This window comes from Streptomyces sp. NRRL F-5650 (genome assembly GCF_000721365.1).
In the GTDB taxonomy this organism is placed as follows: domain Bacteria; phylum Actinomycetota; class Actinomycetes; order Streptomycetales; family Streptomycetaceae; genus Streptomyces; species Streptomyces ardesiacus.
Genome location: NZ_JOGV01000030.1, coordinates 17,637 through 41,835 on the forward strand (window position 1 = coordinate 17,637; position 24,199 = coordinate 41,835).

Genomic DNA, 24,199 nt, shown 5'->3' on the forward strand with positions numbered 1-24,199 from the left:
CAATAAGTGGTTCTAGGATGTCCTCATGGCGAGCACGGCAGACGACACGAACGGCCGACGCCGTCGGCGACCGCGGAACGGGCCGACGGCCGAGGCGACGGCTCGTGCCGACGAGGGCTCCGGCTCGGGGGAGTCCACCGGTCCGGTTGCCGGGACGCGATGGCTGAACGGCGACGAGCTGGCGGCGTGGCTGGCCAACTCCGCGATCATGATCAGCCTGCCTGCCGCGCTGGATGCGCGCATGCAGCGCGAGGCTCAGCTGACCTTCTTCGAGTACATGGTGCTCTCGGTCCTCTCCGAGCAGCCGGACCGCACCATGCAGATGAGCGCCCTGGCCGCGCGAACGGCGGCGTCACTGTCGAGGCTGTCCCATGTCGTCGGTCGGCTCGAGAAGCGCGAACTGGTCGCACGCAAGCGGATCCCCGGTTCCGGAAGGCGTACCACCGCGACGCTGACCGAGGCCGGTTACGACGTAGTGGTGGCAGCGGCGCCGGGACACGTCGCCGCAGTCCGCGAGTACCTGATCGATGACCTGAGTCCTCAGGAACTGGCGGCACTGCGCCGCATCGGGACCGCGGTGGAGACGGCCATCAAGCGCGGGCAACCCGACGCGCGGCCCCTGCCTGACGACGCCCCTGACGGGGAGGGGACGTCCCGGCACAGGACGTCACGAGCCGGACGGGGCACGACGCCGCCGGGCGCCGGATCAGCGCCGGTCAGCGGCGTCGGCCGGGGGACGTGACGGGTTCCACCGGTACTCCGCCGGCCGCGGTGCCCAGCAGTTCCAGGCGGACCGGGCCCGTGCCCGGCGCGGTGTCGCCGTCGGTCAGGACCGCGAGGGCCAGGGTGTTGGCGGCGGCGCGGGTGCGCAGGATGCCGTTCGGGAGGACGAAGGTGTGCGGGGCGCCGCCCACGTACTCGCCCATGTTCCAGCCGTTCAGGAAGACCTGGACGCGCACGTCCCGGCCCGGGGCGCCGCCGAGGGCGAGGCCGACGGACGCGTCGGTCTCCGGCGGGACGTCCAGCCGGAACGTGGTCCGGTACCAGGTCACGCCCTGGCGCCGGTCCCCGTCCCCGGCGGCCGCGGGGGAGCCCGGCTCCCAGGCGCCGTCGTCGTGACCGGGCAGGTGCCAGCCGTGGCGCTCCCCGTACAGCCCGCCGTGGTTGAGCGGCCCGCGCACCGGGTCGGGGGCGGCGGCGCCCATGATCCGCCAGCTCACGTCCGGCTCGGCGCCCCCGAACCGGGCCGACACCAGCCCGCGGGCCGCCCGGTACGCGTCCTGGCCGTGCTGCGTGCGCCGGACCAGGACGGCCAGGACGGGTGGTGCGGTGCCCCCGCCGCGCTCCTCGCGCAGGGACGCGCGCAGGCCGTCCGGCAGCCGGAAGTCCGCCGTGGCCGTCCAGGTGCCCTTCCCGTCGTCGTGCTCGCGCCCCATGCGGTGCGTGCCCAGCGGCTCCCCGTCCAGCCAGGCCATCAGCAGGCCGCGGGCGCCCGTGCGGTACGACAGGGACACCGACTCCAGGCCCGCGGCGCCGGTGAGGCGGGCGCGGTACCAGACGTCGCCGTAGTGGAAGCCGTAGTCGTCGGCGAAGAGCACGGGCTGCCCGTCGGGGACCGGCGTGGTGCTGTGCGAGGTGCGCCGGTCGGCCACCGTCCAGCCCTCGTCGCCGTAGCCGGGCTCGGCCTCGAAGTTCTCCGGGCGCCGCCGCCAGCCCTTCAGCGCGGGCAGCGCCAGGCCGGGCACGCCCGGCAGCGGCCACACCGTCATCAGGCTCAGGGCGCGGCCCAGGCCCGACTGCACCCGGGCACCGTTCCAGGTGACGTCGGTGATGCCGGGCGGTGCCCACACCTCCAGCTCCCGCTCGTCGACCGTGTCGCCGGTCAGCCGTACGGTGGCCCCGTCCAGCGCGGCCTCGCGCAGCAGCTCGGGGCCGCGCACCAGGATCCGGCCCGAGGGGGTCTCGCAGGGCCACAGCCGCAGCGAGGCGGCGTCGTCGGCGAAGAGGAGGAGCAGGGTGCGGTCGGTGCCGCCGCTGCGCACCCGCACGCGGGTGAGGCGGTCCTCCTTCAGCGGCACCATCACGTGCAGCCTGCCGTCGTCGAAGGTCCAGGCCGCCTCCTCGTCCAGCCGGGTCGGCCACGGCTCCTCGGGGCAGTCCAGGACCAGGTGCGCCATCTCGCCCGCCCGCCCCGCGAACGCGGCGATGTCCAGCTTCCCGGTGCTCAGCGACAGCATCGGCTGCACGGTGGCGTACGCGAGCCTGCGCCCCGAGCCCAGGCGGAGTCCGGTGGCGAGCAGCTTGGCGTCCCGGGCGGGGACGGTGACCTCCACGTCGGTGCCGCCCATCGGCAGCGTCGAGGTGACGTCGGCGGCGGAGTCGTTGCGCAGGACGTACGCGTGGGCGCCGGTGTCCGGGTTGGCCAGGTGCCGCACCCGGATGCGGGCGTCCGCGGCCCGGACCGCGGGGGCCTCGGTCATCCGTGTGAAGTCCGGTACGTGGCGCAGGAGATGACCGAGCTGGTGCAGCGGCGCCAGCTTCGCCGTCGGCCGGCGCGCCTCGTCGATCGCCGCGCCCGGGTCGTACGTCGGTGACGGCGCCGACGGCGCGGCCAGCCAGCCCCACGAGGTGCCGCCGTAGGCCATCCGGACGTTGTGCAGCGTGCTCCCGCGGGCCAGGCGCCCGAGGTGGAGCCGCCGCGTTTCGGCGGCGTCCCGGGCCCGCTCCGGCTCCTCCCAGGCGAGCGGGGAGCCGGGGTGCAGCAGGGGCACCTCGACGCCGTCGGCGCGCAGCCGTGCGCGCAGGCGGTCCAGGCCGGCGCGCTCGGGGACGTCGGCCCGGTAGAGCAGCACGGTGCCGGTGCCCCGGGTGAACTGGTGGCGGGCGACGATCGCGTTGACCCGGCTCAGCCACTCGTCGGCGTGGCGCAGATAGGCGGGGTCGGTGCTCCTGGCGCGGGCGCCGACGGTCGTCAGCCAGCCGGGCAGACCCCCGGCGTCCACGTCCGCGCCGATGTACGGGCCGGGGTGCACCACGACGTACAGGGCGCACTCGGCGGCCGTGCGCAGGAACAGGTCGAGGTCGCGGACGCCGGTGAAGTCGTAACGGCCGGGGGCGGGGGAGTGCTGGTTCCAGGCGAGGCGGACGCTGACCGCGTTGTGTCCGTACGCCCGCAGCTTCTGCAGCACGTCGCGCCACAGGGACGGGCTCGGCAGCCGGAAGGGGTGCAGCTCGCCGGACCACAGCGCCAGCCGCCTGCCGTCCACCAGCAGGGAGTACCGGTCCATGCCCACCCGGTGGCGCCGGCCGTCGGCGCCGGGCGGGCCGGGCGGCGGGCCGGTGGGCACGGGACCGGGGCCGGCGGAGTAGGGCAGCGCCGCGCTGCTCACGCTGCCGCCGAGCGCGAGCCCGAGGACGGTGGTGCCCGCGAGGGCGGTGAACGCTCGTCTGCCGAGCCTGCTGGGCCTGCTGAGCTCCAAGGGAGCCTCTCCTGTTGCGCGCGGTACCTCCGGTCCCGTCGGCTGCCCGGGACCGCCTGTGCCGGGCCATTGTCCCAGCGCCCGGCCCCGCGGCCGGACGAGGACCGCGGTGCCGCGCCCCGCACACCTGTCCCGCGGGACTCCCTACGACGGGCCCGGGGACCCGTCCGGCCGGCACAGCAGGGGTTTGTCCAGTTCGGCGCAGGGGCGGTGCCCCTTGGAGCGGATGACGTCCTTGCCGACCTCGTTGGCCAGGTAGCGCAGGAAGCCCGCGGCGACCGAGTCGGCCGGCGGTTCGCCGTAGGTGTAGGCGACCTCCGTCTGCCAGTACGGGTACGCCCCCTCGTCGGCGCCCTCCAGGGTGGCCGGGTAGCCGTCGATGCGGATCTGCCGGACGTCGTCGCGCGCGGCGGCGGCGCCGACCTCGCTGTGCCCGAGGGCGCCCGGGGTGGAGGCCACCGTGTCCAGCAGCGTTCCGGTGCCGCCCACCTCGCAGCGGCCGGGCCGGTCCCGGTCGAGGCCGGCGCAGTCGGGCGTGGTGACCGCGGGGAGCGGGCGGCCGCCGAGGACCTGGCGTTCGAGCGTGGTCCGGGTGCCCGAGCCGGGGTTGCGGCTGACCAGGTGGACGGGGACGTCGTTGCCCCTGACCTGGCTCCAGTTGGTGATCCTCCCGGCGTAGAGGTCCCGCACCTGCTTCAGGGACAGGTCCTCGACCCCCGTGTCCTCGTGCACGACCAGGGTGAACAGGGACAGCGCGACGGGCCTGGGCAGCAGGCGCGGGCGGCCGTCGGACTTCGGCCCGTCGCTGAACGCCAGCCGGTCGCCCAGGCCCCGGCCGTCCGGGAGGCGGGCGCCCGCACCGGCGGAGGCGAGGGTGTCGAGTCCGTCGACGCTGCCCTTGAAGGAGGTCGCGGTCAGCGGGATGTGCGCGTCGGGGCAGGTCCGCTCGTACTGCCGCGCGGCCTCCCGCAGCACCGGCGCGAAGGCCGTGGAACCCGACAGGTGGAGGGTCCCGGCGGCGCAGTCCAGCGGCGCGGCGGCCTCGTCGTTCCCGGACAGCGCGAGGGCGGACTGCGTGGCGCTGACCAGGATCAGCGAGGCGAGCAGCCAGCGGACCTGGCGCGAGGCGAAGGGGTAGTAGGCGGTCTTCCTGATGTTCCCGCCGCGCACTCCGCCGACGATCCCGGCGGTGACCTCCGGTTCGGGGAACTCCGGCTCGGCGAAGCCCTCTTCGCGGTCCAGGACGGCCAGGACCTTGTAGTGCGCCCGGCGGTTGAGGATCACCTTGGGCAGCTTGATCTCCCGGCCCGTGGTCTCGAACCCCTCGGCCCCCGGCACGAAGAAGGTGGGCGGGACCTGCGGGCTGCGCTCGGTGACGGTCATGCCGACCACGCGGCGGCCGGGGAAGGCGATGCGGATGCCCACGGGGTCGTTGGCCGGGGCGACGTAGTCGGCGGCGACCACGGGGGTCCAGCCGGCGTTCTCGATCCGCAGCAGGACGACCGAGGGGTCGGTCAGGTTCGTGCCGTCCCACTGCATGCGCTGCAGCACCGTCGTGTCGGGCCCCGAGGCGGCCGAGTCCCGGATGGTGGTGTCGAGCTGGACGCGGTAGCCGAGCCGTTTGCGGCCCGCCAGCACGAACTCCCACAGCGCGGCCGCGACGGGCACGGCCAGACCCAGGACGGCGGCCACGGAACCCCAGGACACACTCACGTCCGGCTCCCCCTCAGGACGGTGACACGGGAGGCCATGGTGGCGGGGGCGGGACGCGGGCGGGTGCGGTCCGGGTGACTGTCCGCGCCGAATTCACGCGCGGGCCACCTTCGGCACCCGGTGTTTTCCGGACATCAACGGCCGCTGCCGTCCGGGACGTTGACGCGCAACCGCTTCGACTCTAGGTTCCCTCACTGCGTCACGTCCGACAACACGATCGCCGTCCGGGATCTCGAACAAAAGAATGAGAACAGGAGCCCCCCATGCGCCGCAGAAGAGCCGCACTCCTCGCTCTCCCCACCGCCGCCCTGCTCGCCCTCGTCCCCGCCACGGCGTCGGCCTACCCCGGCCCCGGCCGGGTCACCGGCTCCGTCGTCACCCACGACCCGACGATGATCCGCACCGCGTCCGGGCAGTACCTGCTCTACGCCACCGGCGGCGGCCTCAGCAGCAAGTCCTCCTCGGACCGCACCGCCTTCGCCGCGGGCGCCGACGCCTTCGCCACCCGGCCCGCCTGGTGGTCGCGGTACTCGTCCGTCCCGGAGGCATGGGCGCCGGACATCTCGTACCACGGCGGCAAGTACCTGATGTACTACTCCGTCTCGTCCTTCGGCTCCAACACCTCGGCCATCGGCCTCGCGGGCTCCACCACCGGAGCGCCGGGCACCTGGAGCGACTACGGCATCGTCTACACGTCGGACTCCTCCAGCGACTACAACGCCATCGACCCCAACCTCTTCGTCGACGACGACGGCACGTGGTGGCTGTCCTTCGGGAGCTGGTGGACCGGCATCAAGATGATCCGCGTCGACCCGGCCACCGGCAAGCAGCTCGCCTCCGACACCGCCCGCCGCTCCCTGGCCTCCCGCCCGACCGGCACCAAGGCCGTCGAGGCGCCGTACGTCGTCAAGCGCAACGGCTACTACTACCTCTTCGCCTCCTACGACACCTGCTGCGCCGGCACCGCCTCCACCTACAAGGTCAAGGTCGGCCGGGCGACCAGCGTCACCGGGCCCTACCGCGACAGGAACGGCGTCGCGATGACGGACAACGGCGGGACGCCGGTCCTGGAGTCGCACGGCAGCGTCGTGGGCCCCGGCGGTCAGTCGGTCATGAACGACGTGGACGGCGACCTGATCGTCTACCACTACTACGACGGCGAGGACAACGGCACCCCCAAGCTCGGCATCAACCTGCTGGACTGGAGCAGCGGCTGGCCGGTGGCCCGCTGAGGCGCGCGCCGGCCCCCGGCGTCACTCCGTGCCGTCGTGTCCGCGCAGGTGCAGCGAGCGCAGCGCCACCTCGATGGCGAAGCGGTGGTCGGGGTCGGCGAGGCGGTCGCCCAGGTGGGTGTCCAGGGTGCGCAGCCGGTAGCGGACGGTCTGCGCGTGGACGCCCAGCGCCTCGCCGACCTGCTCGGCGGGCGCCCGGGTGGACACGTGGACGCGCAGGGTCTCGACGAGCCGGTCGCGCCGCCTGGCCGGCAACGCGTCGAGCGGGGCCAGTTCCCGGGCCGCGATCCGGTCGACCAGGGCCGGGTCGGACAGCAGCCACAGGGTCGTCAGGTGGTCCTCGCAGTGGATCAGCGGCGCGTCGGCGATGACCTCGTCGTCCACGAGCTGCAGCACCCGGCGGGCCCAGCGGACGGAGTCGGCGGCCTGGGTGATCGGCACCGTCAGGCCCACCGCGGCGCGGGTGCCGGCCAGGGCGGTGGCGATCATGTCGAGGCGGGCGGGGGTGGCCTCCCCGGGCACGAGCAGGTGCGGCTGCGGTATGTCCAGGTCGGCGAGGACGTCCCGGTCCAGACCCGCCTGGATGTGTTCCGGCGCCGGGGACTGCAGGGCGACCAGGAAACAGGAGGGGGGGAGTTCCCAGGCGGCGGCCTTGCACAGTTCGGAGACGGCCGTCCTGGGCAGCGGGGCCGCGGCCAGCAGGAAGTGCAGTAACTGTCTTCGTAACGCGGACTCCTCGGAGGCGGCCCGCTCCCGGACCTCCGCGTACCCCTCGCGGGTGATGGCCTCCAGCTCCTCGACGTAGGCGAAGAGGGCGTCGGCGAAGGCGAGGATCAGTGAGGGGGAGAGGCTGTACTGCCGGCCCAGGGTCTTGGCCCGGCGCAGGGCGATGCGGGCGCCGAGCCGGTAGGCGCCCTGGAGCACCTCCAGGTCGCGCCCCTCGTAGGCCTCCACCCGGCCGAAGCGGCGCAGCAGTTCGTCCCGCAGCTCCGAGCTGCTGGTGGGGTCGGCCACCCGGTCCACGAAGGCGGTCAGGGCCTGCTCGACGCCCTGGCGGATCGCGTCCCCGTCCGGACCGTTGAGCAGCCTGCCGTACACCGGATAGCTGCGGGTGACCTCGGTGCGGATCTCGTTCAGCAGCCCCGGGAGCAGCGGCCGCATGAAGGCCGCGAACTTCTTGGGGAGGGGGTCGAGCGGTTCACCGAGCACCGTGGGACGCGCGATTGCGGGCATGTGTGATCCCTTGCCGTCGACATGTCCGGTGGGCGGACCGGCGGGGCCCCGTCCTGGGCGGGCGGCGGCCGGGCCGGTCCACGGGGCGTTCACCGGTCTGGCAAAGCTGAAGGTAAATCAACTTTGTTGTATTGTACATCTCTTGGGGAGGAATCGTGTCCCGGTTGTGTGTGCCTTCGGCCGTTACCCGACGGCCGAGTGCCAGTTCCCGGCCAGGACCTTGCCGGCGTCGGGGACGACGGTCCCGGGCGCGTTGAGTCCGGTGAGGTGGGTCCGGGTGTCGTTGAGGGTGACGCTGTTGTTCCCGGCGGCGGAGGGCAGCCCGGTCTTGGCGTTCACCGCGGCGTTGATCAGGCCGACGTTCAGGCCGCAGCCGGTGGCGCCGGGCACCGCGAAGGTGCCGTCGTTCTGGGTGGCGCCGGTGAGGTTGATCCGGCTCATCTCGCCGGCCGGGTCCTCGGTGCCGTCGCCCCGGAAGAAGGTCAGCCCGGCCTCGGGGTAGTCGCGGTTCTCCGGGCGCAGCACGATCGGGTTGGCGGCCGTCCCGATGTAGCACTTGTCGCCGAGGAGCGGGTTCTCCAGGTGGATGCGGACCGGCAGGGCGACGATGGGCATGTCGGTGAGGACGCCGGCGGTCTGGTCGAAGGCGTAGGGGGCGCCGACCGACTCCATGGTCGCGGTGATCCTGTTGAGGCTCGAGCCCTCCAGCGACTTGCAGATGCCCGTGATCACGGGGATGTCGCTCGGGCACATCAGGCCGAGCAGCCCGCCGGGCACGGTCGCGGGGTCGGCGACCAGGGCGCCGGAGGCGGGGGCGACCACGCTGCTGGTGCCGTCCGCGTTCTGGACGACGCCCATCTGGAGGTTGGTCCGGCCGGTCGTCACGGTGGTCTTGCCCAGCTTGATGGTGCCGCTCGCCGAGGTGGACACCACGCACTGCGGGGTCCGGTCGAAGCCGTCGGCGTTCAGCATCGCGGGCGCGTCCACGGGGCAGCGGGTGAAGGGGGCCCACTCGCCGTTGAGCGAGGGCTCGGCGGCGGTCGCCGTGCCCAGCGAGGCGAAGGCGCCGAGCGCGGTCAGCGCGGACACGGTGGCGAGCCGGGTGCGGGTGGAGATCGGGCGCATGGTGGTGGCCTTCCGGGAAGGTGGGAGGGGCGGGGCGGCGGCGGGTCAGCGCTCGGCGACGGGGATCTCGTAGGGCTGGAGGTCCTCGGTGCACTGACCCTCGTTCTCGGGGCTCGGGAAGACGGGGGCGGCGATCGCACACGTCTGGCCCTGGACCTGCTTGACGAAGTTGCCGGGACCGGAGACGGAGGCGGTGAGCAGACGGTCGAGGTCCTCGCCGTCGCTGCCGCAGCCGGTGAAGGCGGGGACGGACATCTCGCCGGACAGCGCGCCGCCGCTCAGGAGCAGGTAGCCGGTGGCCGGCAGGCCGGCGGTCTGCTCGCCCCGGCCGTACAGCACGAGGTGGTCGCCGGGGAAGTTCGCGGGGTCCGGGTCCTTCGAGGTGAGGGACGTCCGGGTCCGGCACCCGGAACCGACGTCCAGGGGCGTGCCGTTGACCTCCAGGTCCAGCACGCGCAGGACCAGCGGGGCCCGGACGTAGGTGTCGGTGATCGTGGTGAAGTCCGACAGGCGGATCTTCATCCGCGAGTCGATGCGCATGGGGCCCGTCTGCTCCATCACCATGGTGGCCTTCACCGGCGCGAAGTCGAAGGACAGGAAGGTCGCTTCGAAGGGCGGGGTCTGCTTGCGCTCCTGGTAGTGGAAGTTCGCGTACGACAGGGTGTCGAAGATCAGGTAGTCCGGGTCGGGCGGACCCGGCACCGGCAGGCCCTGCTCGATCAGCACGCAGGACGGCGGGAGGTACGCGGCGCCCTTCATCTTGTTCACGTTGGCGTAGCCGGTGATGTAGGCGCTGAGCGACACGTCCGTGGGCGGGTGCTGCTCGTCGTAGCGGCACGGCGGGACGTCGTCGCGGTCAGGGGCGGCACCCGGCCGGTTCTCCAGCACCTCGGGCGACCGCTCGGACTGCCGCTCCGGCAACGGCTCCCCGCTCCCGTCCGGCTGCCCGTCGCCCGGCGCCCCGGACGTCCCGGACGGCTCCGGCGAGGACGGGGCACCGCTCGCCCCGGGCGTGCCCGTGCCGACCGGTACGGTCGCCAGCAGCCCCCGCTCCGGTGCGTCCTCGGCGAGGGTGCAGTCCACGGTCAGCGAGCCGGGGTCCGCGGCGGCCGTGTCGTCGGCGGTGCCCTCCGCCGCCCCGAGCGCCAGGTCGATCGAGAGGGCACCCGCGGAGAACGTCAGGTCGCCCCCGCCCTGCCCGGCCACCGAGGGCACGTCCCCCGTCGCGACCAGCGTCAGCGGCCCCGTCTCCGGCAGGGCGGCCGGCTCGGCGGTGCCCCGCCAGACGGCCGTGGCGGTCGCCGCGTTCTGGGCGACGCCGACGTCGAGCCGGGTGGCCGCCCGCACCTCGGCCGCGTCGCGTGCGGCCAGGTCCGCGACCGCCTCCGCCGGGAGCCGGACGGTGGTGGTGACGCCGGACGGCGTGAACGCCTCGCCCGCCGCGGCCCGTTCCGGGAACGTCGCCGACACGCTCACCGTCGCGGGCAGTTGCCCCGAGGGCAGCGCGCAGACGTAGGGCAGTTCGACCGCGACCTCCTGGTTTCCGGTGGCGGCGGCCGTGGTCGGCACCAGGGCCGCGAGCACGACGAACGCGGCGGCCGACGTGGTCCGGGCACGGGACCGGGACGGCCGCGGCGCGGCGGCTGGCGTGGCTTTCATACGACTCCGCTCGGATGGCTCGGACGGGGGCCGGTCTTGTCGGGGCACGCGGCGTACGGCCCGTCTTCCGCGATTACGGCGCAGGGCCCGCGGACGCCCGGCCGGGGTGCCGGCCGGGCGTCCGCGTCCGGCCGGCGGCCTACGGGTTGGAGCCGACGATCTTCGGGATGGCGCCGGTGCTCGCCACCGTGACCGCGTAGGTGCCCTTGAAGGTGGGCTTGGTGGCGGTCGTGACGACCGCACCGCAGTTGACGGGGTTGCTGACCACCAGTTCACCGGCGGTGCTGTTGATCGCGAGGTACCCGGTGGAGTTGGTGTACGTGCCCGAGGCCTTGCCCGTCACCGTGAACTTGCAGGCACCGGCGGTCACGTTGGCCTTGACGTTGCCGACGTACCCGGTGGTGACCCCGGTGGAGGCGTTGTAGTCCACGGCGATGACGTCCCACGGGACGACCGACGTGGTGGTGACGTTGCCCAGGACACTGGTGCACGGCGAGGTGGACGAGCCGAAGTTCATGGTGGTGATGTCGGCGACGTCGCCGGGGTTGCCGGTGGTGCTCGCCATCGTCCCGGCCGCGGTCGAGGTCGTACACGTCATGGGGATGGTGGCGGTCAGCACGATGTTGCCGACGTTGACGGCCTTGAACGAGGACGGGGAGGGAGTGACGGTCCACACCGTGGAGGGCGCCGCCGAGGACGGGGCGGCGGCGAGACCGAGCGCCGACGCGGCCGCACACGCCACGAGGGCCGACCTTCTGATGCTCTTCTTCATGGCTCGCAAGTCTCCTTGAGGGTTGGCCTGCAGTGAGCCGTGACGTTACTCGCCGGAAACATAGCCGAACAATGCAGCCGTCCATGATTCTTTGAAAAGCGGAGCAAGCTGTTTCCAGAGTGAGCGAATCGGGATTCGCCTTAGTCACCGACTGCCAAGGAAGACGGGTGGGGCCGAGGTCTGCAAATCCGCGCGGAAGGCGCTCGGCGCAGGGTCGGAACGCTCACTCGGTGACAAGATTCCGAGGGGTTTCTGTGTCGTGCCTGACAGGTTCCGGATGGCCGAAGTCGGTATCCCGGAAAAGTGCGATTCCGGTGTTGCCCGCCGAGGTTACTCGGCCGTAACGTGCCGGTGCGGTGCTCGGTTCCAGGTCGGTGGCCCCCGTCGGCCGGAGCCCCGGCGGACGCGTTCCGGCCCACCTCCTGTGCGGCCGGGGTGTCCGCCGGCGGGGTCCCGCGGGATCCACGCCCCCCGGAACCGCGGAACCCCGCCCTGTCTCCCCGGAGACAAGTGCGGGGCGGGCGGGTTGTCTGCGCGGTGACAAGTTCCGCGGGGGCGCCGAACACCCGTGCCGCACCCGTTGTCAGTGCGCTCCGGGCCGACTTAACGTGCGGGCCCGCGGCGCCATCCGCTTGACGTCCGCTGGAGGTGATATGGGAATCGAAGTAGTGGTCGAGGGCCTGACCAAGTCCTTCGGTAAGCAGAGCATCTGGCGGGACGTGTCACTCACTCTTCCGGCCGGAGAGGTCAGCGTGATGCTGGGCCCGTCCGGAACCGGCAAGACCGTTTTCCTGAAGTCGCTCATCGGGCTGCTCAAACCCGAGCAGGGCCGTGTCCTCATCAACGGGGTGGACATGGTGAACAGCCCGGAGAAGGACATCTACGAGACCCGGAAACTGTTCGGCCTCATGTTCCAGGACGGCGCCCTCTTCGGGTCCATGTCCCTTTTCGACAACATCGCCTTCCCGCTGCGCGAACACACCCGCAAGAAGGAGTCCGAGATCCGCCGCATCGTCATGGAGCGGATCGAGGTCGTCGGGCTGCTGGGCGCCGAGGGGAAGCTCCCGGGAGAGATCAGCGGCGGCATGCGCAAGCGGGCCGGCCTGGCCCGCGCGCTCGTCCTCGACCCGCAGATCATCCTGTGCGACGAACCCGACTCCGGGCTCGACCCGGTCCGCACCGCCTACATCTCCCAGTTGCTGATCGACCTCAACGCCCAGCTCGACGCGACGATGCTGATCGTCACCCACAACCTCGACATCGCCGCCACCGTGCCCGACAACATGGGGATGCTCTTCCTGCGCGAACTGGTCACCTTCGGCCCGCGCGAGGTGCTGCTCACCAGCGACGAGCCGGTCGTGGCCCAGTTCCTCGGCGGCCGGCGCGAGGGGCCCATCGGGATGTCCGAGGAGAAGGACGCGGCCACCCTCGCCGCCGAGGCGGACGCCGCCCCCGCGGCCCCCGCCGCGCCCCGGGTGATCGTGCCGCAGCTCGAGCCGTCGCCCGGCCTCCCGCCCCGGCGGGCCGTCGCCCGGCGCCGCGAGCGCGTCCTGGGCATGATCGACTCGCTGCCGCCCGCCGCACGCACCGCCATCCGCGAGACCTACGCGAAGAGTTCCGAGGCGGCCACCCTCCCGATGCCCGCCGCCGGGAGCGGCGCGTGATCACCGGCGCGCTGCGGCAGACCGGGCAACTCTTCGCGCTCGCCGCCGAAGTCGTCCGGGCCGTCTTCCGAAGGCCCTTCCAGTTCCGCGAGTTCGTCGAGCAGTTCTGGTTCGTCGCCGGCGTGACCATCCTGCCCGCCGCCCTGGTCTCGATCCCCTTCGGCGCCGTCATCGCCCTCCAGGTCGGCTCGCTGACCGAGCAGCTCGGCGCCCAGTCGTTCACCGGCGGCGCCAGCGTCCTCGCCGTCGTCCAGCAGGCCAGCCCGCTCATCGTCGCGCTGCTCATCGCCGGGGCCGGAGGCTCGGCCATCTGCGCCGACCTCGGCTCCCGCAAGATCCGCGAGGAACTCGACGCCATGGAGGTCATGGGCGTCTCGCCCGTGCAGCGCCTGGTCGTGCCCCGGGTCCTGGCCGCCATGGGCGTCGCGGTCCTGCTCAACGGCCTGGTCTCGGTCGTCGGCATCCTCGGCGGCTACTTCTTCAACGTCATCATGCAGGGCGGCACCCCCGGCGCCTACCTCTCCAGCTTCTCCGCCCTGGCCCAGCTCCCCGACCTCTACGTCAGCGAACTCAAGGCGCTGGTCTTCGGGTTCATCGCGGGCATCGTCGCCGCCTACCGGGGACTGAACCCGCGCGGCGGCCCCAAGGGCGTCGGCGACGCCGTCAACCAGTCCGTCGTCATCACGTTCCTGCTGCTCTTCTTCGTCAACATGGTGATGACGGCCGTCTACCTCCAGATCGTCCCGCCGAAGGGAGGCTGAGGTCGATGGCCTCCCCGCTCGTCTGGCTCGACCGCTCCGGCGACCAACTCCTCTTCTACGTCCGGGCCCTGCTGTGGATCCCCAGGACCCTGCGCCGCTACCTCAAGGAGGTCCAGCGCCTGCTGGCCGAGGTGGCCTTCGGCTCCGGCGGCCTCGGCGTCATCGGCGGCACCATCGGCGTGATGATCGCGATGACGCTCTTCACCGGGACCGTCGTCGGACTCCAGGGCTACGCGGCCCTCGACCAGATCGGCACCGCCGCGTTCACGGGATTCGTCTCCGCCTACTTCAACACCCGCGAGATCGCCCCCCTCGTCGCCGGGCTCGCCCTCTCCGCCACCGTCGGGGCCGGCTTCACCGCCCAGCTCGGCGCCATGCGCATCAACGAGGAGGTCGACGCCCTCGAAGGCATGGGCATCCGCTCCATGCCCTACCTCGTCACCACCCGCATCATCGCCGGCGTGGTCGCCATCGTCCCGCTCTACGCGATCGGGCTGCTCTCCTCCTTCCTCGCCTCCCGCTACGTGACCGTCCTGTTCAACGGCCAGTCCCGGGGGACGTACGACCACTACTTCAACCTCTTCCTCTCCCCGACGGACGTCCTGCTGTCCGTACTGAAGGTGCTGATCTTCAGCGTGATGGTGATCGTCGCCCACTGCTACTACGGCTACCGCGCCTCCGGCGGCCCGGCCGGGGTCGGCGTCGCCGTCGGCCGCTCCGTGCGCAACGCCATCGTGCTGATCAGCGTCACCGACTTCTTCCTGTCCCTGGCCCTGTGGGGCGCGACCACGACCGTGAAGGTGGCGGGGTGAGATGAGCCGACCGAGAGGCGAGGTGCTGCGCCACCGGCTGGCCGGGGTGGTGTTCGTCCTCGTGCCCTGCCTGCTGATCTGGCTGGCCGTCGCCGTCTACGACAAGAAGTTCACCGACTCCGACCCGGTGGTCGTCGAGACCGGCAGCGCCGGCAACCAGATGCACCCGGGCGCCGAGGTCAAACTGCGCGGCGTCGTCGTCGGCGAGGTCCGCACCGTCGACTCCACCGGTGACGGCGCCCGGCTCACCCTCGCCATGAAGCCCGGCGCGCTGGACGACGTACCGTCCGACGTCCGCGCGCAGATGCTGCCCACCACCCTGTTCGGCGAGCGGTTCGTGGCCCTCGTGCCGCCCGCGGACCCCTCGCCCGAGCCCCTGGCCGCCGGGGCCGTCGTCCCCCAGGACCGGTCCGCGAACGCCATCGAACTCCAGCAGGTCCTCGACAACGTGCTGCCGATGCTCACCGCCGTCCAGCCGCAGAAGCTCTCCGCGACCCTGTCCGCCGTCTCGCAGGCCCTCGAAGGACGCGGCAAGCGGCTCGGCGACACGCTCACGCTGCTCGACGAGCACCTGGCGGAGTTCAACCCCAGCCTGCCCGCCCTCAACCGTGACCTCAAGGAACTCGTGAAGGTCAGCCATGTCTACGCGGACGCCGCGCCCGACATCCTCACGGCGCTCACCGACTTCACCACCACCAGCGGCACCCTCGCCGAGCAGGAGGCCCAGCTCGCCTCGACCCTCGGCGCCACGACCCGGACGGCCGAGGACGTGACCGCCTTCCTGCGCAAGAACCGGGACAACATCATCCGGCTCGGCGCCACCAGCCGTCCCACCCTGGAACTGCTCGCCGAGTACTCCGCCGCCTTCCCCTGCACCCTGCGCACCCTCGCCGAGTTCGTGCCGGCCATGGACAAGGCGCTCGGCAAGGGCACCGACCGCCCCGGCATCCACGTCGACGTCACCACCGTCGCCTCCCGCGGCGCCTACCGGCCCGGCCGCGACACCCCCGCCTACGACGCGGGCGGCGGACCCCGCTGCCCCGCCGTGCCCTACCTCGGCACCCTGCCCCGGCCGGCCGCGCGGGCCGCCACCCCGGCCGCCGAGCAGGACCTCGGGCCCGCCAACTCCCCGCAGGAGAACGACCTCGTCAACGAACTCCTCGCCCCCGCCGCCGGCGAACGCCCCGGCGACCTGCCCGACTGGAGCAGCCTGCTGGTGGGCCCGCTCTACCGCGGCACGGAGGTGACCCTGCGATGACCGGGTCCGAGCACGCCCACACCCGCCGCCGCCCGCTGACCGGGCCGCTGGTCAAGTCCCTCGTCTTCGTGGTGGTCACCGCCCTCGCCACCACCGTGCTGGGCCTGAGCGTCGCCGGCTCCCGTGCCGGCTCCGGCACCGGGACCAGCACCTACAAGGCCCTGTTCACCGACGTAACCGGACTCGTGGACGGCGACAGCGTGCGGATCTCCGGAGTGACGGTCGGCGAGGTCACCGACGTACGCGTCGTCGACCGGCGCACCGCCCAGGTCACCTTCACCGTCCGCGACGACCGCCCGCTGCCCCGCTCGACCACGGCCGCCGTGAAGTACCTCAACATGGTCGGCCAGCGCTACATCTCCCTGGGACGCGGCAGCGGCGACCTGACCGGCACCCTCCCGGAGGGCGGCACCGTCCCGCTGGACCGCACCACCCCGGCCCTCGACCTGACCCTGCTCTTCAACGGCTTCAAGCCGCTGTTCGAGGGGCTGTCCCCGAAGGACGTCAACGAACTCGCCGGATCGATCGTGCAGGTGCTCCAGGGCGAGGGCGCCACCGTCGACGGCCTGATCCGGCACATCGGCTCGCTGGGCACCACCGTCGCCGCCAAGGACAAGGTGATCGGCGAGGTCGTCGACAACCTCACCACCGTCCTGGACACCCTCAACGACCGCGAGGACAGCTTCGACGACCTCGTCGTCACCCTCCAGAAACTCGTCACCGGCTTCAACCAGGACCGCAAACCCCTCGGCAGGGCCGTCGCCGCCATGGGCGACCTGACCACCGTCACCGCCGGCCTGCTCGAGGACGGACGCGCCCCCCTCAAGCAGGACGTCCGCGAACTGGGCCGGCTCGCCACCCGCCTCGGCGAACACACCCCGCAGATCGAGGACTTCCTCGACAGGAGCCCCGCCAAGATGACCGCCCTCGCGCGCCTGTCCTCCTACGGATCGTGGTTCAACCTCTACCTCTGCGAGGCCCGCGTGAGCGGAGTGACCACCTCCGACGGCTCCAGGCCGCCGACCGGCATCGCGATCACCGAATCGAGGTGCCGCGGATGAAACGCCCGAGCGGCAGGCCGCGCATCAAGCCCGTCAAGGAACGCAACCCCGTCGCCGTAGGCGTGGCCGGGCTGCTCGTCCTCGCCCTGGTCGCGCTCCTCGCCTACAACGCCGACCGGCTCCCCTTCGGCGGCGGCACCGCCTACAGCGCCGACTTCTCCGAGGCCGCGGGCCTGGACAAGGGCGACGAGGTGCGCATCGCCGGGGTCAAGGTCGGCCGGGTCACCGGCGTCGCGCTCGACGGCGCCAAGGTCAAGGTCAGCTTCGAGGTCGAGGACGCCTGGGTCGGCGACCGCACCACCGCGGCCATCGCCATCAAGACCGTCCTCGGCGACAAGTACCTGGCACTCGACCCGCTCGGCTCCCACCGCCAGGACCCCGGCTCCCGCATCCCGCTGACCCGCACCACCTCCCCCTACGACGTGACCCAGGCCTTCCAGGACCTCAGCGGCACCGTCGACGACATCGACACCGGCAGGCTCGCGGAGAGCTTCGAGACCATCTCCGACACCTTCAAGGACTCCCCGCCGCACGTGCGCAAGGCCGCCACCGGGCTGTCCGACCTGTCGAAGTCCCTCTCCAAGCGCGACGCCCAGCTCTCCCGACTCCTCAAGGGCAGCGCCAGGTTCACCAAGACCCTGGAGGACAGGAAGTCCAGCTTCGAGACCCTCATCGAGGACGGCGGCCCCCTGCTCGGTGAACTCCGCGACCGCCGCGCCGCCATCAGCGCCCTGCTCAAGGGCAGCCAGGACCTCGGCACCGAACTCGGCGGCCTCGTCAAGGACAACGAGAAGCAGCTCGGCCCCACCCTCAAGGCACTGGGCCGCGTCACCACCGTCCTGGAGAAGAACAACACCCAGCTCGGCAAGACCCTCGCCCTCGTCGGCCCGTACTACCGACTGGTCGGCAACACCCTGGGCAACGGCCGCTGGTTCGACAGCTACCTCTGCGGCGTCGTGCCCCGCGACTACCTGCCCGCGGCCTCCCAGCCCGAGACCGGATGCCTGCCGCCGAAACAGCCGGCGGCGGCCCAGGGGAGCGGTGCGTGATGACCCGACGCCGAAAGATCCTCACCGGGGTGCTCGCCCTCGTGGTGCTCGCCGCCGGCGGCCTGGTCGCCGCCCGGGTCCTGGAGCCCGACGGCACCCGCGTCACCGCCTACTTCGACCGCGCCATCGGCGTCTACGCCGGGTCCGACCTGCGCATCCTCGGGGTGCGGGTGGGCGAGGTGGAGTCGGTGCGGCCCGAGGGCACCCGGGTCCGCGTCCGCCTCCGCCTGGACGAGGGGATCAAGGCCCCCGCGGACGCGCGGGCCGTCGTCGTCGCACCGAGCGTCGTCGCCGACCGCTACGTGCAGCTCACCCCCGCCTACAGCAAGGGCGCCGCCCTCGCCGACGGCGCCGTCCTGCCCGCCTCCCGCAACCGCGTCCCCGTCGAGATCGACCAGATCTACGACTCGATCACCGATCTCAGCGACGCCCTCGGCCCGGACGGCGCCAACGCCGACGGCGCGCTGTCCGGCCTGCTGAAGACCGGCGCCGCCAACCTCGACGGCAACGGCGAGGCCGTCGGGGACAGCGTCGAGGCGTTCGGCAAGGCCGCCAGGACCCTCGACGGCAGCAGCGGCGACCTGTTCAGGACGGTCAGCAGCCTGCAGACCTTCACCACCATGCTGAAGAACAAGGACACCGACGTGCGCACCGCCCAGGAACGCCTGGACGAGGTCGTCGGCTTCTTCGCCGACAACAAGGACGACCTCACCGGCGCCCTGGAGGAACTCGGCAAGGCACTCGGCCAGGTCAAGACCTTCATCGAGGACAACCGCGGCGAGCTGAAGAAGAACGTCGACCGCCTCGTCCCCATCACGCGGACCCTCGTCGAGCAGCGGGCCTCGCTGGCCGAGGCGCTGGACGTGGCACCGCTGGCCGCGGACAACGTCGTGAACGCCTACAACCCCGACACCCGCACCCTCGACGGCCGCGCCAACCTCAACGAGATCAGCAGCGGCGGACCGCTGCTGCCGCTGCCCGTGGCCGGGGCGACCGCCCGGGAGAAGGGAGACGGCCGATGAAACGCGCAGCGCTCCCCAGGGGCCGGACGGCCGGGCTCGCCGCCGGCGGAGTGATCGCCCTCGGCCTCGCCCTCGCCCTCACCCTCGGCGGGGTCCCGGCGGGACTGCCGGGCTTCGACGGCATCGAGGACCTGCCGCTGCCCGGCGGCGCCGACCTCGGCGACCACCCCTACACCGTCACCGCCGAACTCCAGGACGTACTGAGCCTGGTCCCGCACGCCGCCGTGCGCGTCAACGACGTCGCCGTCGGCCGGATCACCCGCGTCGAACTCGGCGAGGACGACTGGTCGGCCCGCGTCACCATGGAGATCAACGGCGATGTGAAGCTGCCCGCCGACGCCACCGCGAGGCTCGAACAGTCCAGTCTGCTCGGCGAGAAGTACGTCCAGCTCGTCGCGCCCGCCAAGGAGAGCGGCACGGGCCGGCTGACCGACGGCAGCGTCATCCCGCTGGCCCGCACCAGCCGCAACACCGAGGTCGAGGAGGTGTTCGGCGCGCTCTCCCTGCTCCTGAACGGCGGCGGCGTCAACCAGCTCAAGACCATCACCCGGGAGCTCAACGCCGCGCTCGGCGGCCGCGAGCCCGAGGTCCGCTCCATGCTGAAGCGGGTCAACACCCTGGTGGGCGACCTCGACGACCACCGCGAGGACATCACCGACGCCCTCGACGCCGTCAACCGGCTCTCCTCGACCCTCGCCACCCGCAAGGAGGACGTCGGCACCGTCCTCACCGGCCTCTCGCCGGGACTGAAGACGCTGGAGAAGCAGCGCGGCTCCCTGCTCACCATGCTGCGCTCCCTCGACACGCTCTCCGGCGTCGCCGTCTCCACCATCAACGCGAGCAAGGACGACATGATCGCCGACCTCAAGGCCGTCGCACCGACGCTGAAGGCGCTCGCCGACGCGGGCACCGACCTGCCGGACTCGCTCCAGGTGCTGCTGACGTACCCGTTCACCGACGAGGTGCTGCGCGGGGTGAAGGGCGACTACCTCAACACGTACCTGAGCGTCGTCGCGGTACCGGGGACGGAGGTGATCCCGCCGCTCGTGCCCGGGAGCACGCCCGCCTCGTCCACGCCCCCGGACGCCGGGGCGGGGCCGGCGGCCGGGCAGCGGTCCACGGGGAAGCACGGCCCCGCCTCGCCGCTGCCGCTGCCCTCCGTGTCCGGGACCGGGGCGAAGTCCGGGGGTGAAACGGGGTGATCACCCTCGCCGTACGGCTGAAGAACCTCGCCTTCCTCCTCATCGCCGTCCTCGCCCTCGCCTACCTCGGCATCCGCTACGCCGACCTCGGCCGGTACGTGGGCGTCGCCGACTACTACACCGTGGACGTCCAACTCCCGCGCACCGGAGGTCTCTTCACCCACTCGGACGTCACCTACCGGGGTGTCTCGGTGGGGCGCGTCGGCCCGATCGGTCTCACCGCCGAAGGCGTCGTCGCCGAACTGCGCATCAAGAAGTCGGCGCCCCGCATCCCCGCCGACACCAAGGCCGTGGTCGCCGGGCTCTCCGCCGTCGGCGAGCAGTACATCGACCTGCGGCCCGAGAGCGACGGCTCCCCCTACCTCACCGACGGCACCCGCATCGAACAGGCCGACACCGAGGTGCCCGCACCCGTCACCGACGTGCTGAGCAGCGTCGACAACCTGGTCGGCTCGGTGCCGCTGGACGATCTGCGCACGGTCGTGGACGAGTTCGGCAAGGCCTTCGAAGGACACGGCGACGACCTCCAGGTGCTGCTCGACAGCGGCAGCGACTTCGTCGAGGCCGCCGACCGCGCCCTGCCCTCCACCACCCTGCTGATCAACGACGGCGAGACGGTGCTGCGCACCCAGGCCCAGGAGGCCGAGGCCATCCGCGGCTTCGCCGTGGGCGCGAAAGACCTGGCCGCCGCCCTCAAGGGGTCCGACGCCGACCTGCGCCGTCTCCTCGCCGTCACCCCGGAGGCCGCCACCCAGGTCAGCGGCCTGCTGCGGGACCTCGACCCGAGCCTCGGCGTGGTCCTCGCCAACCTCCTCACCACCTCCGAGGTCGCCGTCACCCGGCAGCGCGGCATCGAGGAACTCCTCGTGAAGTACCCGGCGGCCGTCTCGGCCGGTGCCACCGCCGTCGACGCGGGCAAGCTGGACCTCGGCCTGGCCGTCACCTTCTTCAGCCCCCTGCCCTGCACCGACGGCTACGGCGCCACCCGCTACCGCAACGGCCTCGACCTCGGCACCGCGCCCGCCCTCAACACCGACGCCGCCTGCACCGCCCCGGCCTCCAGCGGCAAGAACGTGCGCGGCTCGGCCAACGCCCCGAAGGGCGGCGCGGTGCCCGAACCGGCCCGGCCCGGCACCCTGCCCTCGGGCAGCGGCGCCGGTACACCCGCCAAGGGCGGCGCGTCCCCGGCCCTGCCCGGCGCGCTCGCCCTGCCCGGACAGAGCGGCGAGGCCCCGGCCGGCCTGTCCGGTCTCCTCGCCCCGGCCGGCCCCGGGAGCACGCGATGAGGCGGGCGCGGCTCCTCGCCGGGACGGGGCTCGCGCTGGCCCTCGCCTTCTGCGGCACCGGCGCGTGGACGTACACCCAGGCCCGTACCGACGACGCGCTCGCCTACGGCCGGGAGCGGGACGCAGCGCTCGCCGACGGCCGCGCGGGCATCGCCGTACTCACCACCCTCGACGCCACCACCCGGCAGAGCGCGGAGCGGGGCATCCGGGACTGGCGTGCCGTCTCCACCGGGCCGCTGCGCGAGGAACTCGGCGGGACCGAGGCCGAGGCGGGCAGCTCGGCGCGCGGCACGGTCACCGAGGCCGCCGTCACCGCGCTCGACACGCGGGCCGGCACGGCCAAGCTCATCGCCACCGTCCGCGTCGAGGTCACCCCCGCCGGGACCGCCGGGAAGCCGGCCACCGACCGCAAACGCCTGGAGGCGGTCCTGGCCCGTACGGGCGAGGGGGAGTGGAAGGTGAGGGCGCTGAGCGCGGTGCCGGTCGAGGAGGAGAGGGACGAGAAGCGATGACGCCGACATGGCTCCAGCGCAGAACCACACCACCCACCGAGCCCGCCGCATCCGGCGCCGGAGCCCCCGAGCCCGAACGTGCCGGGGTGGAGGCTGCCGGTGCCGCGCTCACCGATCCCGAGACTGCCAAGCCCGGAGTTGCCGGTGCCGGGGCCGTCGGGCCTGAAGTTGCCGGGGCCAGAGCTGCCAGCGCCACGCCCACCGAGCCCGGGGCCGCCGAGCCCGGCGCCCGGGAGGCCGAGGCTGCTGAGCCTGGCGCCGCCAAGCCCGGTGCTGCCGAGCCCGACGACTCGGAGGCCGAGGCTGCCGGGCCCGGTGCCCCCGAGGGCGAGGACCCCGCGCCCCGGCCGCCGGGGGGTCGGCTGTGGAAGGCGGCCCTGGTGGGCACCGCCGTCGTACTCGTCCTCGGCGGCTGCGGGTTCCTCTACGGCGCGCACGAGTTGAGGTCGCAGGCGCCCGCCCGGAACCAGGCGCTCACCGACACCGCGGCCACCACCCGCGTCGCGGGCGACGTCGGCAACGCGCTCGCCCGGATCTTCTCCTACACCCCGGACGGCACCGCGGCCGCCGAACGCTCCGCGCGTACGGTGCTCGACGGCCGCGCCGCCCGCCAGTACGAAACCCTCCTCGCCCGCGTCCGCGACGACCTCGCCGACCAGCGCGTCACCCTGAGCACCCGCGCCGTCCGCACCGGAGTGATCGAACTCGACGGCGACCGGGCCCGCCTGCTGGTCTTCCTCGACCAGACCTCCCAACGGGCCCCGGGCAAGGGCAAGGACAAGGGCGCGGACAAGGCCGAGCACACCACCGCGGCGGCCCAGCTCACCGTCACGGCACGGCTCGACGACGACCGGTGGCGGATCGTCGACATCAAGGCCCGCTGAGCATGCGCGGGAGACTGGAGCACCCCATGAAACGCGCGGTCCGCCTCCTCGACGCCGGACGCTCCCGGCCGCTCCCGGCGCTGGCCCTCGTCCTCACCCTCGTGGCGGCCGGCTTCGCGGCCTGGGCCGGCCAGGACTGGTACCGGGCGGCCCACGACGAGCAGGCCGCCTACGCCGTCCAGCGGGACGCCGCACTGTCCGCCGGGGAGCAGGCCGTGCAGAACCTGAACACCCTCGACCACCGCGAGCTGAAGCGGGGCCTGGACCTGTGGGAGTCGTCGACCACCGGCGAACTGCACGAGCAACTCGCCTCCGGACGCGAGGAGTTCGCGGCCCAGGTGAAGGAGGCGAAGACGGTGAGCACCGCCCGGGTGCTGTCCGGCGCCGTCACCGAACTCGACGACCGCGCCGGCCGGGCCCGGGTGCTGGTCGCCCTGCGCGTCACCGTCGAGGCGGCCGACGGGGCGAAGACCGACAAGGACAGCCGCATGCTCGGCGAACTCACCCGGACCGAGGGCCGGTGGAAGCTGAGCGCCCTGGGCCAGGCGCCCGTGGGCGGCACACCGACCGGCTGACCCGGGACCGTACCGAGCGAGCCGGCCGCAGCGAGGAGGACAGCGCACCATGTCGACGACCCGTCACCACATCAACCGCCAGCGGCGCCGCCTGGCCCGCGAGACCCGGCCCACCCCCTCCACCGCGCGCCCGGAACCCACCGAGCGCGCCGGGACCGGGACGGCACGGCCGGCCGGTGCCCGCGGCGCCACGGCCGTCCTGGAGCCGGCGAAGACCGCCGCCCCGGCCGACGCGACCACGGCCCGGGAGAAGCCGGACACCACCCGCACCCGGCCCCGCCGCCGCCCCCCGCTCCTCGTCGTGCTCTGCGCGCTGACGGTGCTCCTCGGCGGCTTCGCGGGCTGGGCGCACGCGAAGGCCGAGGGGCTCAGGTCCGAGCCCGCGCGGAGCAACACCGCCCTGACCGACCTCGCCCGCACCAGCGAGATCAAGGGGCAGGCGACCAAGGCCGTCGACCGCCTCTTCTCCTACGACCACGCCGACCCCGGCGCCCTCGACAAGGCGGCGAAGGAGCTGCTGACCGGCAAGGCCGTCGACCAGCACCGGGAACTGCTCGCCGACGTCCGCGAACGGGCCGACGCGCAGAAGGCGGTGATCACCACGACCGTCACCGAGAGCGCGGTCGAACGCCTCGACGGCGACCGGGCCCGCGTCCTCGTCTACGCCGACCAGAGCAGCGTCGCCACCGGCGGCAAGAAGAGGGCGACGGACGAGAAGAGCAAGGCGGGCGCCGGTGAGCAGGACGCGCGGGACGAGGGCGTGTACGCGGCGGCCATGCTCGCCGTCGACGTCGTGCACCGCGACGGACGCTGGCTCGTCGCCGCCCTCGACACCTTCGGCCGCTGACCGGGCCGCCCGCACCTCCGACGGACCCGCCCGCCGACCCGACAGGAGTGACG

General features: G+C 73.0%; 21 protein-coding genes. 15 read left to right on the forward strand and 6 right to left on the reverse strand.

Annotation, left to right across the window (positions count from 1 at the left end; all coding sequences use genetic code 11):
* The first annotated feature begins 25 nt into the window (after positions 1 to 25).
* The gene (locus IG88_RS0123815) at positions 26 to 742 is read left to right on the forward strand and encodes a MarR family winged helix-turn-helix transcriptional regulator (RefSeq protein ID WP_234332261.1); all 717 of its coding nucleotides are present in this window, start codon (positions 26 to 28) and stop codon (positions 740 to 742) included.
* Here the strand turns inward: IG88_RS0123815 and IG88_RS0123820 are convergent.
* Both IG88_RS0123820 and IG88_RS0123825 read right to left on the reverse strand, forming a co-directional pair.
* Positions 717 to 3,479: a beta-galactosidase gene (locus IG88_RS0123820; RefSeq protein WP_031044755.1), complete on the reverse strand. Its 2,763-nt coding sequence runs from the start codon at positions 3,477 to 3,479 to the stop codon at positions 717 to 719. The genes IG88_RS0123815 and IG88_RS0123820 overlap by 26 nt on opposite strands.
* Before the next feature lie 144 nt (positions 3,480 to 3,623).
* The gene (locus IG88_RS0123825; protein ID WP_031044758.1) at positions 3,624 to 5,192 is read right to left on the reverse strand and encodes a substrate-binding domain-containing protein; all 1,569 of its coding nucleotides are present in this window, start codon (positions 5,190 to 5,192) and stop codon (positions 3,624 to 3,626) included.
* Positions 5,193 to 5,455: 263 nt separating this feature from the next.
* Between IG88_RS0123825 and IG88_RS0123830 the strand changes: the two genes are divergently transcribed.
* Complete coding sequence (locus IG88_RS0123830; protein WP_031044761.1) at positions 5,456 to 6,424, forward strand: arabinan endo-1,5-alpha-L-arabinosidase; 969 nt, start codon at positions 5,456 to 5,458, stop codon at positions 6,422 to 6,424.
* Positions 6,425 to 6,445: 21 nt separating this feature from the next.
* Here IG88_RS0123830 and IG88_RS0123835 read toward each other — a convergent pair whose 3' ends face one another.
* The 4 genes from IG88_RS0123835 to IG88_RS0123850 all read right to left on the reverse strand — a co-directional run bounded on the left by IG88_RS0123835 (position 6,446) and on the right by IG88_RS0123850 (position 11,213).
* Positions 6,446 to 7,657: a helix-turn-helix domain-containing protein gene (locus IG88_RS0123835; protein ID WP_031044764.1), complete on the reverse strand. Its 1,212-nt coding sequence runs from the start codon at positions 7,655 to 7,657 to the stop codon at positions 6,446 to 6,448.
* A gap of 183 nt (positions 7,658 to 7,840) precedes the next feature.
* On the reverse strand, positions 7,841 to 8,782 hold the full coding sequence (locus tag IG88_RS0123840) for a hypothetical protein (protein WP_031044767.1): 942 nt from the start codon (positions 8,780 to 8,782) through the stop codon (positions 7,841 to 7,843).
* Between the two features lie 45 nt (positions 8,783 to 8,827).
* On the reverse strand, positions 8,828 to 10,441 hold the full coding sequence (locus IG88_RS0123845; protein WP_031044773.1) for a DUF6801 domain-containing protein: 1,614 nt from the start codon (positions 10,439 to 10,441) through the stop codon (positions 8,828 to 8,830).
* Positions 10,442 to 10,580: 139 nt separating this feature from the next.
* Positions 10,581 to 11,213 (reverse strand): hypothetical protein, encoded by a 633-nt coding sequence (locus IG88_RS0123850; protein WP_031044778.1) that lies wholly within the window; start codon positions 11,211 to 11,213, stop codon positions 10,581 to 10,583.
* A 653-nt stretch (positions 11,214 to 11,866) separates the two neighbouring features.
* Between IG88_RS0123850 and IG88_RS0123855 the strand changes: the two genes are divergently transcribed.
* The 13 genes from IG88_RS0123855 to IG88_RS0123915 all read left to right on the forward strand — a co-directional run bounded on the left by IG88_RS0123855 (position 11,867) and on the right by IG88_RS0123915 (position 24,146).
* Positions 11,867 to 12,877 carry an ABC transporter ATP-binding protein gene (locus IG88_RS0123855; RefSeq protein ID WP_031044782.1) on the forward strand — a complete coding sequence of 337 codons (1,011 nt, stop codon included), beginning with the start codon at positions 11,867 to 11,869 and terminating at the stop codon, positions 12,875 to 12,877.
* The gene (locus tag IG88_RS0123860) at positions 12,874 to 13,638 is read left to right on the forward strand and encodes an MlaE family ABC transporter permease (protein ID WP_031044785.1); all 765 of its coding nucleotides are present in this window, start codon (positions 12,874 to 12,876) and stop codon (positions 13,636 to 13,638) included. The genes IG88_RS0123855 and IG88_RS0123860 overlap by 4 nt, the downstream gene beginning before the upstream one ends.
* A 5-nt stretch (positions 13,639 to 13,643) precedes the next feature.
* Positions 13,644 to 14,450: an MlaE family ABC transporter permease gene (locus IG88_RS0123865; RefSeq protein WP_031044788.1), complete on the forward strand. Its 807-nt coding sequence runs from the start codon at positions 13,644 to 13,646 to the stop codon at positions 14,448 to 14,450.
* A 1-nt stretch (position 14,451) separates the two neighbouring features.
* Positions 14,452 to 15,708, forward strand: coding sequence for an MCE family protein (locus IG88_RS0123870; RefSeq protein WP_031044791.1), 1,257 nt, complete (start codon positions 14,452 to 14,454; stop codon positions 15,706 to 15,708).
* Positions 15,705 to 16,769 carry an MCE family protein gene (locus IG88_RS0123875; RefSeq protein WP_031044794.1) on the forward strand — a complete coding sequence of 355 codons (1,065 nt, stop codon included), beginning with the start codon at positions 15,705 to 15,707 and terminating at the stop codon, positions 16,767 to 16,769. The genes IG88_RS0123870 and IG88_RS0123875 overlap by 4 nt, the downstream gene beginning before the upstream one ends.
* A complete protein-coding gene (locus tag IG88_RS0123880; protein WP_031044796.1) occupies positions 16,766 to 17,818 on the forward strand; it encodes an MCE family protein in 1,053 nt (350 codons plus the stop codon). Before IG88_RS0123875 ends, IG88_RS0123880 begins: the two co-directional genes overlap by 4 nt.
* Positions 17,818 to 18,840 (forward strand): MCE family protein, encoded by a 1,023-nt coding sequence (locus tag IG88_RS0123885; protein ID WP_031044797.1) that lies wholly within the window; start codon positions 17,818 to 17,820, stop codon positions 18,838 to 18,840. The genes IG88_RS0123880 and IG88_RS0123885 overlap by 1 nt, the downstream gene beginning before the upstream one ends.
* Positions 18,837 to 20,042 (forward strand): MCE family protein, encoded by a 1,206-nt coding sequence (locus IG88_RS0123890; protein WP_031044799.1) that lies wholly within the window; start codon positions 18,837 to 18,839, stop codon positions 20,040 to 20,042. Before IG88_RS0123885 ends, IG88_RS0123890 begins: the two co-directional genes overlap by 4 nt.
* Positions 20,039 to 21,328 (forward strand): MlaD family protein, encoded by a 1,290-nt coding sequence (locus IG88_RS0123895; protein WP_031044801.1) that lies wholly within the window; start codon positions 20,039 to 20,041, stop codon positions 21,326 to 21,328. The genes IG88_RS0123890 and IG88_RS0123895 overlap by 4 nt, the downstream gene beginning before the upstream one ends.
* Entirely contained in the window at positions 21,325 to 21,840 is a 516-nt protein-coding gene (locus IG88_RS0123900) for a hypothetical protein (protein ID WP_031044804.1), read from the forward strand. Before IG88_RS0123895 ends, IG88_RS0123900 begins: the two co-directional genes overlap by 4 nt.
* Before the next feature lie 86 nt (positions 21,841 to 21,926).
* Positions 21,927 to 22,724, forward strand: coding sequence for a nuclear transport factor 2 family protein (locus IG88_RS0123905; protein ID WP_078861584.1), 798 nt, complete (start codon positions 21,927 to 21,929; stop codon positions 22,722 to 22,724).
* A 26-nt stretch (positions 22,725 to 22,750) separates the two neighbouring features.
* Positions 22,751 to 23,299, forward strand: coding sequence for a nuclear transport factor 2 family protein (locus IG88_RS0123910; protein WP_031044808.1), 549 nt, complete (start codon positions 22,751 to 22,753; stop codon positions 23,297 to 23,299).
* A gap of 49 nt (positions 23,300 to 23,348) precedes the next feature.
* Entirely contained in the window at positions 23,349 to 24,146 is a 798-nt protein-coding gene (locus IG88_RS0123915) for a hypothetical protein (protein ID WP_031044809.1), read from the forward strand.
* The last annotated feature ends 53 nt before the right edge of the window (positions 24,147 to 24,199 follow it).